Genomic DNA, 18,820 nt, shown 5'->3' on the forward strand with positions numbered 1-18,820 from the left:
CCGTGCTCGGCATAAGGTCGCCTATTGTACCATGAGTGGCAACATAGAGTGGTACTGGAAGCTTGATAATTATAATGGAATGTCATGAAGAAATTAGCGCTAATTTTGAGTCTTTTAGCCAGCTGCTCAGTATGGGCTCAAGGTAGTATTGAAGCTGGTAAAGCCAAATCACAAACATGTGTTGCCTGCCACGGTGCTGACGGCAACAGCCTGATCACTCAGTACCCTAAGCTGGCTGGTCAACATGAGAAGTATCTAGAGAAGCAGTTAAAAGAGCTTAAGCTAGGTATGACAAGTGGTGGTAAGCAAGGTCGTTACGAACCTGTAATGGGTGCAATGGCGATGCCTTTATCTGAAGAAGATATGGCTGACCTAGCGGCATACTACGCCTCTTTACCTATCTCTAGTAACTCAACTCCTGAAAATGTTGTGGATGAAGGTAAAGTTCTTTACACCGCTGGTAACGCAGAACGTGGCGTAACGGCGTGTATTGCTTGTCACGGTCCTCGTGGTAACGGTACTGAACTTTCTGGTTTCCCTAAAATTTCTGGCCAGCACGCAGATTACATCAAGGCTCAACTTGAGAAATTCCGCGATGGTGACCGTAATAACGACATGAATGCGATGATGCGTGATGTAGCTAAAAAGTTAACAGACGCAGATATTGATACCTTATCGAAGTACGTTGGTGGTTTACACTAATTTGTCGGTTTCTTGCTCTTAGCCAGAGTAAAGGAATGTACGTTCGAGCGAGATTGAAGAGACGCCCCGATCAGTAATGGTCGGGGCGTTTTCTTTTGTATTGGTTTTATTAATGCGTTTTGTGTTTATGTCTGATTTATCAATGTGTGATCGATTTGTGTACAAAAGTGTGAAGTCGCACTCTTGTAGTCTTTTTGTAACACGGTAAAGTAACCGCCATCAGCTAGGAGCTGACTTAGATATGGATGATCATCTAGTCTAACGGTATAGACAGAAATGGATCAGGCTAGGACAGCCCAGCAACAAGGTGTTAGAAAAGGATAGCCAAAACTCATCAGGACGATGAACAACAAACAAATTTGGCATGGAAAGCACCAATAACAAATGGAGATTTGTGTACCAAGTTGAGTATGCAAATTTTGGCCGATATAGGCAGATTTAGAGAGCGATAGGTTTTCCTATCGCTTTTTTTATTGATTTGATGAAAAAACACCCAATACCTCTCCACTATAAACTCAGTTTCTGGTATGTTTCGCATCCCTGTTTAAGGATGTGCTATGTATACTTGTCCCTTATGCCATCACCAAGGCGTGAATCACTATTTTGAAGACAAACGCAGAGCCTATCTGCAGTGTCAGCAATGTGAACTGGTATTTGTTAAACCTGAACAAAGGTTAGAAGCAAAAGAAGAAAAAGCACACTATGATCTCCATGAGAACGATCCTAGTGATGCAGGCTATCGCCGCTTTTTATCTCGCATCGCGGATCCACTAACAGACAAAATTTCATCTAACTCACACGGGTTGGATTTTGGTTGTGGCCCAGGCCCTACGCTATCTATTATGTTAGAAGAAGCCGGACACACCATGGAGTTGTACGATATCTATTACCACCCAGAACCCTCTGTGTTGGAAAAAACGTATGACTTTATGACTGCCACGGAGGTGATAGAGCATCTTTATCACCCAGACAAAGTGTGGCAGCAATGGTTGAATTTAGTTAAACCCAAGGGCTGGATTGGTCTTATGACTAAACTAGTAATAGACGTAGACGCGTTTGCTGGTTGGCACTACAAGAATGACCCGACACATGTCGTCTTCTTTAGTCGTCAAACATTCCAGTTTTTGGCAGAGCGGGATAAGCTCGAACTAGAATTTTTTGGAAATGATGTAATTTTACTGAGGAAAGTGCAGTAATGGGTCGTAGTAAGAAATCAAGAAAGCCGGGAGCACTTGGCGCTCCGGAGCCTATGGTTACTCGTAACCGTAGTGAATCTGATGTTGAAGGTCGTGAACGTAAGCGTGTTAAAAAGCGTAAAGGCCTTAAGTCTGGCAGCCGTCACTCAGATGGTAGCGAAGCAAAACAGCGTAAAGCTGCACAAGCTCGTGATCCACGTTTAGGCAGCAAGAAAAAAATTCCGCTGATCGTTGAACCAGCGAAGAAGCCGACTAAACAAGAGCGCAAGCTATCTAACGAACAAGAGTTAGAGATGCTTGAGAATGACGCTCAACTGAACACACTCCTAGATCGTATCGAAAATGGTGAAAACCTAGGTGCTGGTCTACAGAAGTTTGTTGATGAGAAACTTGATCGTATCGAACACCTAATGGGACGCTTAGGTCTACTAGAGCCAGAAGACGATGAAGAAGAGATCTTCGAAGAAGCACCGGTTGCCTCTAAGAAGAAAGCGAGCTCTGACGAAGACTTGTTATCTCAATTCGAAGATTTCGATTTAGACAGCTTTAAAGGTTAATAGCCAGTGAACGTAACCTTATTAGCAATTGCTGGTGGAATTATCATTCTCGGCTTGGGCTCTTACGCAGGTTACCTTCTACTTCAAGTGAAGAAGCAGACGGAGTTGCAAAAGCAGCATCAAGCACTAGCCATTGAAAAACGCAACGCGACGATTTACGAAAACGTAAATACTTTGTGCTTAGCGGGCATTCAAGGGCAATGTGACTTACCTGAGATCAGTATCCGAGTGTGTATCATTATGGATAATGTTCAGGGTGATGAGCGTGTCGATTTTGATTCTGAGTATCCTGCTCTTTCTGGGCTGTACCATATCGTAAAAGATATGGCTCGCGGAGAGGCAAGACAGGAACTGACGAAGAAAGAGCGCATGCAGCAGAATCTCACGCGCCATAAGGCAGAGACTCGCTTGAATGATGCGGTCATTGAAGATCTGAAAAGGTTGCAAGAGAAGGTTAAACCTCTCAACAACCAAATCAACATTCAGATGATCTAGTCGCTAAGACTATTTAAAATAGAGGCTTGTTTAATACAGGGTGTTCTTGAGACACCTTATCTTTATAGATAGTGTTAAATGAGCCTTCTTACCTTTTGCGTCTCGTTAATCCCGACGCTTTGTTAGTGATCAAGCTAGCAGTTCTGAGTTTTTGTCTGAAAAATTGATTTTGTCTTGGAACGACCTTACTGGTCGTGTGGCAAAATAACCCGTCTATATTTTAATGTATGTAAAATGATTTGAGAGACCTTAGGTTCTCGCGGATCTAAATTGGAATTACCGCTATGTCGAGCAAGCCAGTAACAACGAATCAGCAAATCGTTTGGGATCAAGAGATCTTAAACAAGTACAACTATTCGGGACCTCGTTACACTTCATATCCAACAGCGTTGGAGTTTCATGAAGCGTTTACCGTCGCTGATTACGACATGGCGTGTACTCAGTACCCTGAGCGTCCACTCTCTCTTTACGTGCATATCCCGTTCTGTCATAAGCTTTGTTACTACTGTGGTTGTAATAAAGTCATTACTCGTCACTCGCATAAAGCGGATGAGTACCTTGATGTGATTGAACATGAAATCCGCCAGCGCGCCTCTTTGTTGAATGGCCGTGAAGTGACGCAATTGCACTTCGGTGGTGGTACGCCAACGTTCTTGACCAAAACACAAATTACTCGCTTGATGATGATTCTGCGTGAGGAATTTAATTTCACTGCTGACGCTGAAATCAGTATTGAAGTTGACCCGCGTGAGATTGAGCTAGACGTACTTGACCACCTGCGTAACGAAGGCTTCAACCGCCTGAGCATTGGTGTGCAAGACTTCAATAAAGAAGTGCAGAAACTGGTTAACCGTGAGCAAGATGAAGAGTTCATCATTGCGATGGTTAAACGTGCGAAAGAGCTAGGCTTCCGTTCAACCAACCTTGATTTGATCTACGGCCTACCAAAGCAGACTCAAGCTTTGTTCGCTGAAACATTGAAGCAAGTGTTAGAAATGAAGCCGGGCCGTTTATCGGTATTTAACTACGCACACATGCCTCAGCTGTTTGCGGCGCAGCGTAAGATTAAAGACGAAGATCTACCTGAAGCGAAAGAGAAAATGGCTATCTTGCAAGATACCATCGAGACGCTAACGGGAGCGGGTTACCAGTTCATTGGTATGGATCACTTCGCACTACCTGAAGATGAGCTAGCCGTAGCACAACGTGAAGGTATTCTGCATCGTAACTTCCAAGGCTACACCACCCAAGGTGAAGCTGACTTAATTGGTTTCGGTGTTTCTGCGATTTCTATGGTTGGTGATGCTTACGCACAAAATCAGAAAGAGCTGAAGAAGTACTACGCTCAGGTGAATGACCTGCGTCATGCACTTTGGAAAGGTGTTGCTCTAGACAGTGACGACCTTCTACGTCGTGAAGTGATCAAGCAGCTGATTTGTAACTTCAAGCTTGATAAAACAATGATCGAATCTGAGTTCTCGGTTAACTTTAATCGCTACTTCAAAGAAGATTTAGAGCTTCTACAAACTTTTATCAACGATGAGTTGGTTGAAGTCGATGATAAAGAAATCCGCGTGACTTTGCGTGGCCGCTTGCTGATCCGTAACATCTGTATGTGTTTTGATAAATACCTACGTGCCAAGGCTCGCCAACAGCAATTCTCTCGCGTTATCTAATCGCTCGATAGAGAATAGAACAATAAAAAATGCCAGCATCATGCTGGCATTTTTGTATCTGACTCATTCGATTTCTGCCTGGTTTAGGTGAGACTCTCAGTGGTATTTTGTTTGACCTTGGCACTTTGCTTGGAGTTGATGAGGTCGGTAGGCCATTGGTCAAACGGAACTGGGCGACTGTATAAGAAGCCTTGAGCAAGCGGGCACTGCAGCTGCTTGAGAAGTTCAGCCTGTTGCTGTGTTTCAACGCCCTCTGCCACCAAGCTTACTTTGAAGCCCTTAGTGATGTTAACGATGGCCGCGACGATGGAGCTATCTAGGTTCTCTTTATCAAGTTTGCTGACAAAGCTGCGATCGATCTTTAAGCAATCAAATGGCAGTTTGTGTAAATAAGCCAGTGACGAATAGCCGGTACCAAAGTCATCAATCGCAATTGATATCCCTAGTGCTTTTAGAGTCAGCATGTTATCGATGATGGTCGGGTCGTTGTCGACGATGCGTGATTCGGTGATCTCTAGTGTCAGGTTGCTTGCTGGCAGATTTGTGTCTCGCAACGTGCCTTTTACTTGTTCCACAAAGCCACTTTCGCTTAGCTGAACGACCGACAGGTTGACGTGAATCGAGAAGTCCTTGCTCCATTTTCCTGACTCAATCGCGATGGCTGTATCTCGACACGACTTATGTAGAATTTGTTTTCCGATATCGTCAATGAGCCCGCTCTCTTCCGCGAGAGGAATGAACTCGAGTGGCGAGATCACCCCTTCATCCGTTATCCAGCGAGCTAAAGCTTCTGCTCCTATGGTCGAGCCAGATTCCAGATCAATAATAGGCTGATAAAACGGTTCGAACTGTTGAAGCTCAATCGCTCGGTTCATCCGCGCTAACATCTTGGTGCGATGTCTCGATGCTTTGCCCATTTCAAGGCTATAAATACAGACACTGGTTTTGTCTTGTTTCGCATTGCTCAATGCAATGCTGCTGCTGCGTAGCAGGAGTGTAATGTCGTGAAGATTCGAGACATTCACTATCCCCATCGATACCTTAATCACCACGCTTTCCGATTCCATTGAAAATGGGGAAGCGAAGGTTTGAAGTAAGCGGTTAGTCAGCAGCTGAACATCATCGCTTTGCGTTACGTTTGGCGCGTAGATGGCAAACTCATCACCACCAGTGCGAGCTAGTAGGTATTCGGATGGCAGTGTGCCTCTTAAACGAGCGGCCGCAATGATAAGTAGCTGGTCGCCATTGTAATGACCTAGGCTGTCATTGATGTCTCGGAAGCGATCAATACCAATCAAATACAGTGTGCCTTTTTCGTTGTCGGGGTGTTTCTTGGCAGCGTCAATAAAGCCTTCACGGCTGTATAGCTTGGTTAATGAGTCATAGGTAAGTTGAGACTGTAATGCATGAAACGAAGCCTTTAAGTTGTTGGTCATTTCATTGAATGACTCGACCAACATGCTGGTTTCATATATATGCCCTGTTTTTGGCATGCTCGCGTCCCAATCGCCCTTAGCAAGGCGTTTTGCCGCATCCGCTGTCGAGGTGATGGGTTGGGTTGCGCGATTAAAGGCAATTAATCCTGCAATGACCCCAATGCAGCTCAGTGCTAGCCCAAGCAACCAACTGTTTCTTTGATTTTCTGGCAATTCACCGAGCAGATTGCTTTCAGGGATCGACACCCCAATAAACCACGTGAGCCCGTGCTCATCTTCGTATGGGGTGATTTGGTTGAAGTAGCGTTCGTTGTCTAGGCTAAAACTAAAGCGCTGCTCGCCCAAATTCTCGATTAGGTGGAATTGCTCTACGTAGCTAGCACTCTCACGTATGACTGGATTAGCACTCTCTGTTGCTAGTTTGCGTTGCCCTTTGTTGGTTTGTCCTGTGCCCCATGAAACGACACTGCCTCCGCCTGAGTGCGCGACCAAGCGTTGCTGCTTATCGATGATGTAAACAGAGGCATCCGTTCTATCTTTGAGCTTTCTGAGAAACGCATTGAAGGTATTGATTTTGATGTCGCTGACTACGACGGCTTTGAATTCATTATCATCATAGATAGGCGCTAGAGCAGATAAGGTGATTTCTTGACGTTCGTCAGCATTGGCATAAATTGGTGACCATAACGGTTTTTTCTGTGTCGCAATGGGTGTGTACCAAGGACGGATTCTAGGATCGTAACCTGAAATCACCGATCGAATGTCTTCACTAATTTTGCTGCCACGGTAAATGACCAGCTGATCATTGGTGCGTTCGTCTTGCACCATCAAGGTGTAGCCTTTGTTGGCTTCTTTGCGGAAACCGACGTAGTTACCATCTTCAGAACCAAAGCCGATCGCATCGAGTTGAGGTACAGCAGTGTAATGGTCTGAAAACGTATAAAAAATATAGTCTTGGACCTTACTAAGATTGCCTGCTTGATAAAGATGGTGGTAGCCGATGTTATGGCTGAGCGAGAGGTTGGCGTGAAATGGCTTTTCTAAAAAATTAGACAGGCTTTGATGAACATTGTCAGTCAGTGACGTCAGCTGGCGTGCACTAACATCACTCACCATCTCTTTGTAGCTTAGCTTTTGAGTGAAAACCATTACACCCATAGTGAACAGAAAAATCATCACGAATGGCAGAACCACTGCGGTTCTCAAAGTAATTTGTGTTTTCAAAGACATCTTTAGCTACAACTTTGGTGAATAGTGTACTGTAATTGTACCGACACTATTCAAACCAAGCGACACTTTTTTGGTTAAAAAGTAGCTGCATCGAGAATCATATAAGGTCTAGTACAGTTCTTTGAGTTTACGAGTTAGGGTGTTTCTTCCCCATCCCAAAACCTTAGCTGCATCCTGTTTATGACCATTAGTGTGGTGGAGTGCAGCTTCTAGCAGTATACGTTCAAATTCTGGCAGAGCATAAGTTAGCAGCTCTTTTTCTCCTGAATCAAGCGCACACTTTGCCCAATTAGCGAGCAGTTGCTGCCAGTTATCCCCAGAACCTGAAGTGGTCACGACTTTTTCTTCCAACAATTCCGGTGGTAGATCGGAAGGCAGTATCTCGCTGCCGCTAGCCATCACCGTTAACCAACGACAAATATTCTCAAGCTGACGTACGTTACCAGGCCAATTGAGCTGGTTGAGCTTCAAAATGGTCTCAGGATGCAGTGTCTTCACTTCAACACCGAGCTCTTCGGCGGCGGATGCTAGGAAGTGATGAGTCAGCTTTTCAATGTCTTGTTTACGTTCACGAAGTGCCGGGATATGGATTCGGATAACGTTGAGTCGGTGAAAAAGGTCTTCACGGAAGTCGCCTTCATGTACCAAGCGCTCAAGATCTTGGTGGGTTGCAGCAACGATACGAACGTCAACCTTAACCGCAGAGTGTCCACCCACACGATAGAACTGACCATCAGAAAGTACACGCAACAAGCGAGTTTGGATATCGAGTGGCATGTCACCGATCTCATCCAGAAATAGGGTGCCGCCGTTGGCTTGTTCAAAGCGTCCTTGGCGAACGCTGTTAGCACCGGTAAAGGCACCTTTTTCGTGGCCAAACAGTTCAGACTCGATCAGATCTTTGGGGATTGCTGCCATGTTCAAGGCAATGAAGGGCTTCTTAGCTCTTGGGCTGTGACGATGCAGAGCGTGAGCGACCAATTCTTTACCGGTACCCGATTCACCATTGATCAGCACGGATATGGATGAGCGAGACAAACGGCCAATCGCTCGGAAAACCTCCTGCATTGCCGGTGCTTCACCGATGATTTCTGGCGCGTTGGTGTCTTCAGCGACCTCACTGGCTTGTTCGCGTTTCTGCTCTTGGCTGTGCGCGATCGCTCGTTCGACTAGAGTCAGTGTTTCATCAATATCGAACGGCTTTGGAAGATATTCAAAGGCGCCTTTTTGATAAGCATTCACCGCCGCATCAAGGTCTGAGTGCGCGGTCATAATGATCACGGGCAGGTCGGGAGAGCGTTGATGAACCTGATGCAACAGCTCAATCCCGTCAATGCCGGGCATGCGAATGTCAGACACCAATACGTCCGGTGTCTCGCGCTCAAGCGCAAGCAACACGCTCTCAGCATCAGCAAATGTTTCACACTTAATATCCGCAGATGAAAGTGTTTTCTCTACTACCCAGCGGATAGAGCTGTCGTCATCGACGACCCAAACGTATCCCTTACTCATAATTCAATTCCTTTGCAGCCAAATCTATTGTGATAATCATTGTTGTTTTTATGATGTCTTAATCTTTGTGTTACCGAGCTAAGCCTTTCATCTCGCTGTCCAATAGCGAGGTTCTTATGACCTAAATCGGTAGATAAATTGTGAATGTGGTGTTGCCTGGCCAGCTTTCAACATCAATTTTCCCATTGTGTTGATCGATCAGGTTTTGAGAAATCGATAGCCCCAGCCCTGTTCCACCTTCTCGTCCGCTGACCATTGGGTAAAACAGCGTGTCTTTTAAATCATCGGGGATGCCCGGACCGTTATCGCTGATCTCAATACGAGCTGCGAGTTTGTGTCGCTGCCCGTGAATATTTGCTTGATGCACCGTTCTGGTGCGAATGGTGATTTTGCCAGAATCTTGAGTCTTTAGAATCTGCGCTGCATTGCTCACGATATTGAGCATCGCTTGTTCAACCTGTGCCGAATCCATCAAGATGTCCGGTAGGCTCGGGTCGTAATCCCTTTCGATGGCGAGCGTTGAACCCGATTCGAGCTCTACGAGCTGCCTGACTTTCTCAAGTATCTGGTGAAGGTTCTCTTCTGATTTAGTCCCCGGCTTCTGTGGGCCAAGCAGACGGTCGACTAATGCTCTTAAGCGGTCGGCTTGCTCAATAATGATCTGCGTATATTCATTAAGAGACTGATCAGGAAGCATTTTCCCAAGTAACTGCGCCGCACCTCTTAAGCCACCGAGTGGATTTTTGATCTCATGTGCTAACCCGCGTACCAGCAACTTAGCCGCTTGTTGTTGTGCATGTTGGTTGAGCTCTTGGCTAAGGCGTCTTTGCTGGTCTATCTTGCGCATCTCAACCAATAACAGCGTCTCTCGCTGCCAAGATATTGGGCTAACCGTGACTTCAAGCATCAGTGGGCGGTTATCAACAACGAAGGTAACGTCACTGTCGGTAATGCTCTGGCCACTTTGTAGCGGTTGCGTCAACAGTGCCAAATCAAGTGAAGCGTGTTGGATAAGTTGGCTCAGTGGATGATCAACGATGCGTCGTGCGCTCTGTGAAAAGAGCTGCTCAGCGGCCGGATTGGCGTATCGGACATACAATTGCTCATCGAGCATCAATGTCGAAGTCACCATATTGTCGAGAATGGCGCTGGAAAGATGATGTGTATCTATGCTGTCGCTTTTGGCTGATCGATTCACTATTTCGTCCTTGAACTGGTGTTTTTCTCACTGCACCAAATTGGTGCGTGGCTAAGTTCAAGTATGGCGCATATCAACCAGAAGCTAAAGATAATTCATTAGAGTCGCTGAAAGCTGCTTCGATTAGGTGAAAAGTAGAGGTTATTTGGCCTCTTTTAACACATTGGCCTACTTGAGCGTCGCTCGATGTAAATACACGGTGACTGGACTAGTAGATGCAATAAGCTTGCCGCTTCTATGTGCTTGAATTGCAATGGTGTGAGTACCTCGATCGATACCTTTTAATTCCCAAATAGGCTGGGTCTGTGGGGCGCCATATCGACGGCCATCAAGCATCAATTGTAATTGCTCCCCAATACCAAGTTTTCGGTTGAGTTCTATCTGAATCGGGATTAAGCCGCGATTACTACGAATGGTTTGATCATGAACTGGAGTCAACATGGTGAGGGCTAATTGAGTAGGAACCTCGCGCTTTGTGGTTTCGGTTTCTGCCTGAGTTTTGGCTGGCGTTGCCGTTTTAGTTGTAGAGGAAGCAGCAGCGTCAACCGGAGTTGAGGCCTCAAATTTAGGGGCGGGTGCTGAAGCTTGCACATCTGGCAGGCGAAGAGCCTCGGCATCTTGAGCGCTAGGGTTATCACTAAAGTGGAGCACGCCATCTTCATCTATCCAGGTATACACCGTTTGAGCAGAGCACGAGAGCGCGACTGTTAACCCGATTAGGAACAGTATGTTTTTCATATCTTTAGCCTCTTTTCACCGCTAGGTGATTTCACGTTTGGCGTTGGTTTTATTGTATTTAGCGCGACAGCCTCTGAGGGCTTTTGTTAAATGCCAATCACAGTAAGTTAATGCTCAGAAATAGCGCAGGAAAAAGGCTTGAGAACGAGGCAGCCCTGCTCGGCAAAAATAGTTTCGATAAGTAGTTATTCTACAATCAAAAAACCTAACGATGTTATCGAGTGTTTTAACAAGCTAGGCTGAGTAGTTATTTACTACGATTGGTATCTAGTATGGTACGAGGAAGCGGGGGGAGGGAGAATATAAAAAAGGCCCGCCTGCGAGGCGAGCCTAATATTTAGTCAGCGATTCTTACAAGGTTGCAGTAAGAAATGGCTTATCTCTACAGGAGATTAAACTGAGTAGTACAGTTCAAACTCAAGTGGGTGTGTAGCCATGTTCACGCGTTGTACGTCGTCAGATTTCAGAGTGATGTAAGAATCGATGAAATCGTCAGAGAATACGCCGCCAGCTGTTAGGAACTCACGGTCTTCGCTAAGCGCTGCTAGAGCTTCTTGTAGAGATTCTGCAACTGTTGGGATTTCAGCTGCTTCTTCTGCAGGAAGGTCGTATAGATCTTTATCCATAGCTTCGCCTGGGTGAATCTTGTTCTTGATGCCGTCAAGGCCAGCCATAAGCATTGCTGAGTAGCATAGGTATGGGTTAGCTGCTGGGTCACCAAAACGTAGCTCGATACGACGTGCTTTAGGGCTTGGTACTACTGGGATACGGATAGAAGCAGAACGGTTACGTGCTGAGTAAGCAAGCATTACAGGTGCTTCGAAACCAGGTACAAGACGCTTGTACGAGTTAGTTGATGGGTTAGCAAACGCGTTGATTGCACGAGCGTGCTTGATTACACCACCGATGTAGTAAAGAGCCATTTCAGATAGGCCGCCGTACTTATCACCAGCAAACAGGTTAACGCCGTCTTTTGCTAGAGATTGGTGAACGTGCATACCAGAACCGTTGTCACCAACTAGTGGCTTAGGCATGAATGTCGCTGTTTTACCAAATGCGTGAGCAACGTTGTGTACAACGTACTTGTAGATTTGAGTTTCATCAGCTTTCGCTGTTAGCGTGTTGAAGCGAGTAGCGATTTCGTTTTGACCCGCAGTTGCTACTTCATGGTGGTGAGCTTCAACAACTAGGCCCATCTCTTCCATTACTAGACACATTGCTGAACGGATGTCTTGAGATGAATCTACTGGAGCTACTGGGAAGTAACCGCCTTTAACGCCAGGACGGTGACCTTTGTTACCGCCTTCGAAGTCAGAACCTGTGTTCCAAGCTGCTTCTACGTCATCGATCTTGAAGAAAGAACCAGACATGTCGTTTGAGAACTTAACGTCGTCAAATAGGAAGAATTCTGGCTCTGGACCAACTAGAACTGTGTCTGCGATACCTGTAGAACGTAGGTACTCTTCAGAACGTTTAGCGATAGAGCGTGGGTCACGGTCGTAGCCTTGCATTGTTGCAGGCTCAAGGATGTCACAACGGATGTTTAGTGTTGCGTCTTCTGTGAATGGGTCCAGTACAGCAGATGCTGCGTCTGGCATCATTACCATGTCAGATTCGTTAATGCCTTTCCAACCAGCTACTGAAGAGCCGTCAAACATTTTGCCTTCTTCGAAGAAGTCTGCATCAACTTGGTGAGAAGGAATAGAGATATGCTGCTCTTTACCTTTTGTATCAGTAAAACGTAAGTCGATAAATTTAACTTCGTTCTCTTGGATCAGGGATAGTACATTTTCTACTGACATCTTGGATAACCTCCAGTGTTATTAATTCGGTATTAGCTCGATTCGGTTGAAACTAGCATTGATTAATGTCTATAAGTGCATTAATCGATGCTGATTTATCTACTGCCAAAAACGTGCCAAAAAAATTATTCCATTAATTTCAATGATTTACTTGTTTTGCGATTTTGCTTAATCTGGTTTTTGCACCAAAATGATCTCTAGTTGCACTTTATTGGTGCAGCTGTTTGTCTGTGCACCAATATGAGACATAAGCGAGCACCATTCAGCAATGAATTGCCTAAGTTGTCAATCCACTTTTGTTATTTTGCGGGAGATTTGGCTCGCCACTCGTAGGTGATACTTTTTTAGAGTCCTACGAATTTGGCTGCTCAACACTGTACTGAATCAAAGTTAAGCGGATATGAATCGCTAATAAAGAAAAAAGCCTTGGTTCAGATCACATATTTCTGGGTTTTTGTCTAGAATCTGGTATATTATTGACCGTTTTTTAAATCAAGCTAGCGGTTATTATCCAAACTTTTGAGATAAGTGACGGCTACTTTTATGAGTGAATCGAGAATCCATGTCTACTCCACAGATTGATAAGTTAAGAAATATCGCGATCATCGCGCACGTTGACCACGGTAAAACGACTTTGGTTGATAAACTGCTACAACAGTCAGGCACTCTTGAGTCTCGTGGTGAAGCTGAAGAGCGTGTCATGGATTCGAATGACATCGAAAAAGAGCGTGGCATTACCATTCTTGCTAAGAACACAGCAATCAACTGGAATGATTACCGCATCAACATCGTAGATACTCCGGGACACGCGGACTTCGGTGGTGAAGTTGAGCGTATCATGTCTATGGTTGACTCTGTTCTGCTTATCGTTGACGCAGTTGATGGCCCAATGCCTCAAACTCGTTTCGTAACGCAAAAAGCATTCGCACACGGTCTTAAGCCAATCGTTGTAATCAACAAGATTGACCGCCCAGGCGCTCGTCCTGATTGGGTTATGGATCAAGTATTCGACCTTTTCGACAACCTAGGTGCTACTGATGAGCAACTAGACTTCACAGTTGTTTACGCTTCAGCTCTAAACGGCTGGGCAACAATGACTGAAGGCGAAACTGGCGAGAACATGGAACCATTGTTCCAAGCTGTTGTTGATACAGTAGACGCGCCTGCAGTTGACCTTGACGGTCCACTACAAATGCAAATTTCGCAACTTGATTACAGCTCTTACGTAGGTGTTATCGGTGTTGCTCGTGTTACTCGTGGTTCTGTTAAACCAAACCAACAAGTAACTATCGTCAATGCAGAAGGCAAAAAACGTAACGGTAAAGTAGGTACAGTTCTTGGTTACCTAGGTCTTGACCGTCACGAAGTTGAGCAAGCTAACGCTGGCGACATCATTGCAATCACTGGTCTTGGTGAGCTGAAAATTTCAGACACTATCTGTGACGTAAACAATGTTGAAGCAATGACTCCGCTTTCTGTTGATGAACCAACAGTAACAATGACGTTCCAAGTAAACACTTCTCCGTTCGCGGGTAAAGAAGGTAAGTTCGTTACTTCACGTAACATCCTTGAGCGTCTAGAGAAAGAACTAGTACACAACGTTGCACTACGTGTTGAAGAAACTGATAACCCAGATCGTTTCCGTGTTTCAGGTCGTGGTGAACTTCACCTATCTATCCTGATCGAAAACATGCGTCGTGAAGGTTTCGAGCTAGCTGTATCTCGTCCAGAAGTTATCATCAAGAAAGACGAAGATGGCAACCTAACTGAACCGTTTGAAACTGTGACTATCGACGTGCTTGAAGAGCACCAAGGTGGCATCATGGAAAACATCGGTCTACGTAAAGGTGAGCTAACTGATATGTCTCCAGATGGCAAAGGCCGTGTTCGCATGGACTTCATGATGCCTTCTCGTGGTCTTATCGGTTTCCAAACTGAGTTCCTAACTCTAACGTCTGGTTCTGGTCTTCTTTACCACTCATTTGATCACTACGGTCCTCACAAAGGCGGCGTAATCGGTCAACGTAACAACGGTGTTCTAATCTCGAACGCAACTGGTAAAGCTCTGACTTACGCACTATTCAACCTACAAGAACGTGGTCGTCTATTTGCTGAGCACGCGGATGAAGTATACGAAGGTCAAATCATCGGTATTCACAACCGTTCAAACGACCTAACAGTAAACTGTCTGAAAGGTAAGCAGCTAACGAACGTTCGTGCATCTGGTACTGATGAAGCACAGGTTCTTTCGCCACCTATCCGTCACACTCTAGAGCAAGCTCTTGAGTTCATCGACGAAGACGAACTAGTAGAAGTAACGCCATTAAGCATTCGTATCCGTAAGAAGCTTCTTACGGAAAACGAACGTAAGCGTGCAGCACGTCCAGCTAAGGCTTAATTGCCAGCTGACTAGCTTCTAGCTAACAAGCAATACGTTTTAGAATAAGTAAGAAAGCCCCGAGTAGCCTAGCTGCTCGGGGCTTTTGTTTTTTAGTTTGTTTAGATACGGTTAAACGAGATTTCGTCATCCTCAAGAGGGAGGAACGACCGAGTTGGGGATCTAGCTTTTGATACCTAAGTAACGCTCAACGAATTGAAGCCGTTCTTCGACTGGCATAAACGGCACTTCAACCACCTCATAACCAAGTTCTTGGTAGACTCTTTCTAACGCGTGGTGAATCTCTAACGCCTCCTCAAACGGATAAGGTCTCACATCATCTTGTACATAAATTGAAGCCTCAGGGCGACAGAACAACACTTGGGGGTGATAACCTTGGCTCGCTTCTCGGTAGGTTGTGTTTATCTCTAGTTTCGCCTGAGCCAAGTAGCCACAGATATCTGGAATGGCGCGATCGAGAAAGGCAACAGGATGCTGACTGGCTTGGTCTTTGTGTTCGCTCATGACGGTTAAACATAGGCGAGCAAAGCCTGGAAGGTCTAACCAAGGTAAGATACCGTTCTCAAGTTGACTCTGCTGTTCGATTAACTGGCGAGAGGACTCAGCGAAGGTGGGGTAACCCGCATCACCCAAAGCATTGATCAATGTGGTTTTTCCGGCGCCAGGGCCGCCAGTAATAATGATTGGGTTCATACGGGCTTATCTTTATTTGTGCCTACGGGCGTTATTTCTGGTTTAGTTGAGCAAGGAACTTATCCGATTCGGCGATCGCAGCATTCATCTGTTCTATTGCGTAGGCGATGTCTTTTTCTAAGCTCATAAACTCACCTTGCAGCGAGCCGACAGCGCTCGCATTGAGGTTGTGCTTCAAGTAAAGCGTGTTGTCGCGAAGGGTATTGAGCACGGGGTCCATTTTCTTCTCGGCGCGCTTCATTGCTGACAGCATCGTTTGGTAAGACAATTTAGTTTCACGAAGCTTTTGCTCGCTCGAGCGGCGCAGTGAATCACTGGTGTAGAGATCTAACTCACTCTGCCACTCTTCAAACAGCGCATCCGACACATCTTCAATCGCAGCAATGCGGTCACTGACATTTTGCGCGGCTTTCTCGCTGTCTTGGTATTTATCATTGATTTGGTTGTACATGTCTTCAAGGTCGCCGCCACTGAAGTTAGTCAGGCTGCTGAGTGCTTCAAGTGCGCTGGTAAACTCTTCCTGAGCATCCTGCTGTGACTCTTTAGCGTCTTCCACTCTATCAACCATAATGTCACGCTTGTGATAGCCCACTTGCTCCATTGCGGAGTAATAAGCTGATTGGCATCCAGTAAGAGTAAAAATAGAGAGGACTATAACTATTAAATAAGGCATCCTAGTTTCCTATAGTTAAATAATATCAATCGTAGTAAATAACTGCCCAACCTAGCTTGTTAAAATGCTCGATAACGGCGTTAGAATTTTTGATTGTAGAATAACTACTTATCAAAAAATCTGCCTTGTTCTCAAGCCTTTTTCCTGCGCTATTTTTGAACATTTACTTACTGTGATTAATATGTCGGAATATTAATTAGGACTATGAACGAGTTACAAGGGAGTTACAAGTTGAAGATAAAAAAGGTCGCCACACTCAGTATTCAGTTTTCTCGCTATCTTTTGGCGCGAATGACGCACGATAGAGTCAACGTGAATGCGGGCTACTTGGCGTACATTACTTTGCTCTCGATCGTACCGATGTTGACGGTTCTGCTCTCTATCTTGTCATCATTTTCCATCTTTGCTGATGTTGGTATCGTGATTCAAAACTTCGTTATTACCAACTTTGTTCCCGCGTCTGGGGATGCCGTACACGGTGCTTTGCTCGAGTTTGTTGCCAACACGGGTAAGATGACGGCGGTCGGTAGTGTGTTCTTGTTCATTGCGGCACTGATGTTGATCTCGAATATTGATAAGAACTTAAACTACATCTGGCGTGTCGATGAGAAGCGACGAGCGGTGCTGTCTTTCTCTATGTACTGGATGGTGCTCACGCTTGGACCTATTTTAGTTGGGGCGAGCATTGCAGCCACTTCTTATGTGACATCATTGAGCTTGTTGCAAAACGAAGTGGTGTCTGGCGCCTTTAACACCGTGATTCGCAAACTTCCTTTGATTCTCTCTTTCTTTGCGTTTTTCGGTCTGTACCTGTTGGTTCCCAACAAAAAGATACACTTTTCTCATGCGGCTGCAGGTTCTCTAGTGGCGGCTCTGTTGTTCGAACTCAGTAAGAAAGGCTTCGCGGCCTACATTACTCAATTCCCTTCTTACCAGTTGATTTATGGCGCATTGGCGGCAATACCAATTCTTTTTGTCTGGGTTTATTTGTGCTGGTTGATTGTGCTGGTGGGTGCTGAGGTGACCGCTGCATTGGGTGAGCAGGAACAGTGGAGTGACTCGAAAGAAATGGTACACTCGTCGGATAAAGACAAAATCACAGAGCAAGGAAACAACAGTGATAGCACTGATCCAGAGAGTAAGTGAAGCTGCCGTCCGTGTTGATGGCGAAGTAGTTGGTGAGATTGAGCAAGGCTTATTGGTTCTGTTAGGCGTAGAAAAAGGTGATGATGAAGCCAAAGCTAAACGTTTGATGGAACGAGTGACCACTTATCGTGTCTTTGGAGATGAAGACGATAAAATGAACCTCAACGTGAAGCAGGTAGAAGGTAAGGTATTAGTGGTGTCTCAATTCACTCTGCCGGCCGATACCAAGAAAGGGACTCGAGCAGGGTTCTCTCGTGGTGCTCACCCAGAAGATGCTGAGCGTCTTTATAACTATTTCTCTGACCAGTGTGAATCAGTGTTACCAACGGAACGTGGCCGATTCGCAGCCGACATGAAAGTGTCTTTGGTTAATGATGGCCCAGTGACATTCTGGCTGCAGGTTTAGGCTTAAAGGAATAAGCATGTTTAAACTCATAACACCAACCACCGAAAATCAGCTAAACAAGTATTACCATTTTCGTTGGCAGATGCTCCGTGAACCTTGGCGAATGCCGGTAGGTTCTGAGCGCGATGAATATGACCCAATGAGTCACCATCGCATGATTGTTGATGGTCGTGGTCGCCCGATGGCGATTGGTCGTCTCTATATCACCCCAGATCTGGAAGGTCAGATCCGCTATATGGCGGTGAAGAAATCTCGCCAAAGTAAAGGCATGGGTTCGTTGATTCTAGTCGCACTTGAGTCATTGGCTCGCCAAGAGGGTGCTAAGCGCTTGGTGTGTAATGCACGTGAAGATGCGATCTCATTCTATGAGAAGAATGAATTTGAACGTCGCGGTGAGATTAACGATCAACGTGGCCCTGTGCGTCACCAACAGATGGTTAAGCATCTTGACCCAATGGCAGACGTTCTGCGTAAACCTGAGTGGTGTAATGAGCTTCAGCAGCGCTGGGAACATCAGATCCCGATCAGTGACAAGATGGGCATCAAGATCAACCAATACACGGGTTACCAATTTGAGTGTAGTGCTCAGCTGAATCCCAACTTGAACCCGCATAATACCATGTTTGCAGGCTCTGCCTTTACCTTAGCGACCTTAACTGGTTGGGGGATGACTTGGTTATTGATGAAAGAACGCGGGCTGACCGGTGATATCGTGCTGGCAGACAGTAATATTCGTTATCGTCACCCGGTTGAGCAAAACCCTGTTGCCTCTACTTCATTGGATGGGATCAGTGGTGACTTGGACCGCCTTGCGTCAGGAAGAAAGGCACGTATCATCATTCACGTGACCATTCATAGCGGCGATGTGGAAGCGGTAGAGTTTACGGGAACCTATATGCTGATCCCTGACTACAAAAAGCGATTATCAACAGACTCCAACGTAAACGTATAGCTGACACTGG

At 45.6% G+C, this 18,820-nt stretch carries 16 protein-coding genes; 9 read left to right on the forward strand and 7 right to left on the reverse strand.

Translation table 11 applies throughout. The features are described 5' to 3' along the window. Positions 1-84: 84 nt before the first annotated feature. From AB4161_RS06540 to hemN, 5 genes are all read left to right on the forward strand, one after another. The gene (locus AB4161_RS06540; protein WP_012602993.1) at positions 85-702 is read left to right on the forward strand and encodes a cytochrome c; all 618 of its coding nucleotides are present in this window, start codon (positions 85-87) and stop codon (positions 700-702) included. Positions 703-1,259: 557 nt separating this feature from the next. Further along, positions 1,260-1,898, forward strand: coding sequence for a class I SAM-dependent methyltransferase (locus AB4161_RS06545; protein ID WP_010433503.1), 639 nt, complete (start codon positions 1,260-1,262; stop codon positions 1,896-1,898). Beyond that, positions 1,898-2,455, forward strand: a complete 558-nt coding sequence (gene yihI, locus AB4161_RS06550) for a Der GTPase-activating protein YihI (RefSeq protein WP_017060163.1) — start codon at positions 1,898-1,900, stop codon at positions 2,453-2,455. The genes AB4161_RS06545 and yihI overlap by 1 nt, the downstream gene beginning before the upstream one ends. Before the next feature lie 6 nt (positions 2,456-2,461). Further along, positions 2,462-2,950: a DUF2489 domain-containing protein gene (locus AB4161_RS06555; RefSeq protein ID WP_372083049.1), complete on the forward strand. Its 489-nt coding sequence runs from the start codon at positions 2,462-2,464 to the stop codon at positions 2,948-2,950. A 284-nt stretch (positions 2,951-3,234) separates the two neighbouring features. Further along, positions 3,235-4,626 (forward strand): oxygen-independent coproporphyrinogen III oxidase, encoded by a 1,392-nt coding sequence (gene hemN / locus AB4161_RS06560; RefSeq protein ID WP_372083050.1) that lies wholly within the window; start codon positions 3,235-3,237, stop codon positions 4,624-4,626. An 83-nt stretch (positions 4,627-4,709) separates the two neighbouring features. On the opposite strand, the gene AB4161_RS06565 is transcribed toward hemN, so the two are convergent. From AB4161_RS06565 to glnA, 5 genes are all read right to left on the reverse strand, one after another. Next, positions 4,710-7,292, reverse strand: coding sequence for a GGDEF and EAL domain-containing protein (locus AB4161_RS06565; RefSeq protein ID WP_017059225.1), 2,583 nt, complete (start codon positions 7,290-7,292; stop codon positions 4,710-4,712). 108 nt (positions 7,293-7,400) lie between these two features. After that, entirely contained in the window at positions 7,401-8,804 is a 1,404-nt protein-coding gene (gene glnG, locus AB4161_RS06570) for a nitrogen regulation protein NR(I) (RefSeq protein ID WP_017063059.1), read from the reverse strand. Positions 8,805-8,925: 121 nt separating this feature from the next. Further along, positions 8,926-10,002: a nitrogen regulation protein NR(II) gene (gene glnL / locus AB4161_RS06575; protein ID WP_019826501.1), complete on the reverse strand. Its 1,077-nt coding sequence runs from the start codon at positions 10,000-10,002 to the stop codon at positions 8,926-8,928. A gap of 168 nt (positions 10,003-10,170) precedes the next feature. After that, positions 10,171-10,740: a DUF4124 domain-containing protein gene (locus tag AB4161_RS06580; RefSeq protein ID WP_017059222.1), complete on the reverse strand. Its 570-nt coding sequence runs from the start codon at positions 10,738-10,740 to the stop codon at positions 10,171-10,173. Positions 10,741-11,132: 392 nt separating this feature from the next. Then, positions 11,133-12,542: a glutamate--ammonia ligase gene (gene glnA / locus AB4161_RS06585; RefSeq protein ID WP_017059221.1), complete on the reverse strand. Its 1,410-nt coding sequence runs from the start codon at positions 12,540-12,542 to the stop codon at positions 11,133-11,135. A 562-nt stretch (positions 12,543-13,104) separates the two neighbouring features. On the opposite strand from glnA, the gene typA reads away from it, so the two are divergent. After that, complete coding sequence (gene typA / locus AB4161_RS06590) at positions 13,105-14,940, forward strand: translational GTPase TypA (RefSeq protein ID WP_372083051.1); 1,836 nt, start codon at positions 13,105-13,107, stop codon at positions 14,938-14,940. Between the two features lie 162 nt (positions 14,941-15,102). Here the strand turns inward: typA and AB4161_RS06595 are convergent, their stop codons facing one another. Continuing rightward, on the reverse strand, positions 15,103-15,633 hold the full coding sequence (locus AB4161_RS06595; RefSeq protein WP_171732302.1) for an AAA family ATPase: 531 nt from the start codon (positions 15,631-15,633) through the stop codon (positions 15,103-15,105). Positions 15,634-15,664: 31 nt separating this feature from the next. Further along, complete coding sequence (locus AB4161_RS06600) at positions 15,665-16,306, reverse strand: DUF2959 domain-containing protein (protein ID WP_029235101.1); 642 nt, start codon at positions 16,304-16,306, stop codon at positions 15,665-15,667. Between the two features lie 204 nt (positions 16,307-16,510). On the opposite strand from AB4161_RS06600, the gene AB4161_RS06605 reads away from it, so the two are divergent. Genes AB4161_RS06605 through AB4161_RS06615 form a run of 3 tightly spaced genes read left to right on the forward strand, consistent with a single transcriptional unit; the run spans position 16,511 to position 18,810 of the window. Further along, a complete protein-coding gene (locus AB4161_RS06605; protein WP_019826491.1) occupies positions 16,511-17,452 on the forward strand; it encodes a virulence factor BrkB family protein in 942 nt (313 codons plus the stop codon). Then, complete coding sequence (dtd, locus tag AB4161_RS06610) at positions 17,424-17,858, forward strand: D-aminoacyl-tRNA deacylase (RefSeq protein WP_004735590.1); 435 nt, start codon at positions 17,424-17,426, stop codon at positions 17,856-17,858. The genes AB4161_RS06605 and dtd overlap by 29 nt, the downstream gene beginning before the upstream one ends. Before the next feature lie 16 nt (positions 17,859-17,874). Further along, positions 17,875-18,810 carry a bifunctional GNAT family N-acetyltransferase/hotdog fold thioesterase gene (locus AB4161_RS06615; RefSeq protein ID WP_017065806.1) on the forward strand — a complete coding sequence of 312 codons (936 nt, stop codon included), beginning with the start codon at positions 17,875-17,877 and terminating at the stop codon, positions 18,808-18,810. The last annotated feature ends 10 nt before the right edge of the window (positions 18,811-18,820 follow it).

Origin of the sequence: Vibrio sp. 10N.286.51.E5, from assembly GCF_041469125.1 — a bacterium.
Lineage (GTDB): Bacteria > Pseudomonadota > Gammaproteobacteria > Enterobacterales > Vibrionaceae > Vibrio > Vibrio crassostreae_C.

What these genes read in the sequence shown, in the direction of transcription:
- AB4161_RS06595 (WP_171732302.1), bottom strand. Translation starts at nt 15,633, where the DNA reads ATGAACCCAATCATTATTACTGGCGGCCCTGGCGCCGGAAAAACCACA.
- AB4161_RS06615 (WP_017065806.1), top strand. Translation starts at nt 17,875, where the DNA reads ATGTTTAAACTCATAACACCAACCACCGAAAATCAGCTAAACAAGTAT.
- AB4161_RS06580 (WP_017059222.1), bottom strand. Translation starts at nt 10,740, where the DNA reads ATGAAAAACATACTGTTCCTAATCGGGTTAACAGTCGCGCTCTCGTGC.
- glnA (WP_017059221.1), bottom strand. Translation starts at nt 12,542, where the DNA reads ATGTCAGTAGAAAATGTACTATCCCTGATCCAAGAGAACGAAGTTAAA.
- yihI (WP_017060163.1), top strand. Translation starts at nt 1,898, where the DNA reads ATGGGTCGTAGTAAGAAATCAAGAAAGCCGGGAGCACTTGGCGCTCCG.
- AB4161_RS06540 (WP_012602993.1), top strand. Translation starts at nt 85, where the DNA reads ATGAAGAAATTAGCGCTAATTTTGAGTCTTTTAGCCAGCTGCTCAGTA.
- AB4161_RS06605 (WP_019826491.1), top strand. Translation starts at nt 16,511, where the DNA reads ATGAACGAGTTACAAGGGAGTTACAAGTTGAAGATAAAAAAGGTCGCC.
- AB4161_RS06545 (WP_010433503.1), top strand. Translation starts at nt 1,260, where the DNA reads ATGTATACTTGTCCCTTATGCCATCACCAAGGCGTGAATCACTATTTT.
- AB4161_RS06600 (WP_029235101.1), bottom strand. Translation starts at nt 16,306, where the DNA reads ATGCCTTATTTAATAGTTATAGTCCTCTCTATTTTTACTCTTACTGGA.
- hemN (WP_372083050.1), top strand. Translation starts at nt 3,235, where the DNA reads ATGTCGAGCAAGCCAGTAACAACGAATCAGCAAATCGTTTGGGATCAA.
- glnG (WP_017063059.1), bottom strand. Translation starts at nt 8,804, where the DNA reads ATGAGTAAGGGATACGTTTGGGTCGTCGATGACGACAGCTCTATCCGC.
- AB4161_RS06565 (WP_017059225.1), bottom strand. Translation starts at nt 7,292, where the DNA reads ATGTCTTTGAAAACACAAATTACTTTGAGAACCGCAGTGGTTCTGCCA.
- typA (WP_372083051.1), top strand. Translation starts at nt 13,105, where the DNA reads ATGTCTACTCCACAGATTGATAAGTTAAGAAATATCGCGATCATCGCG.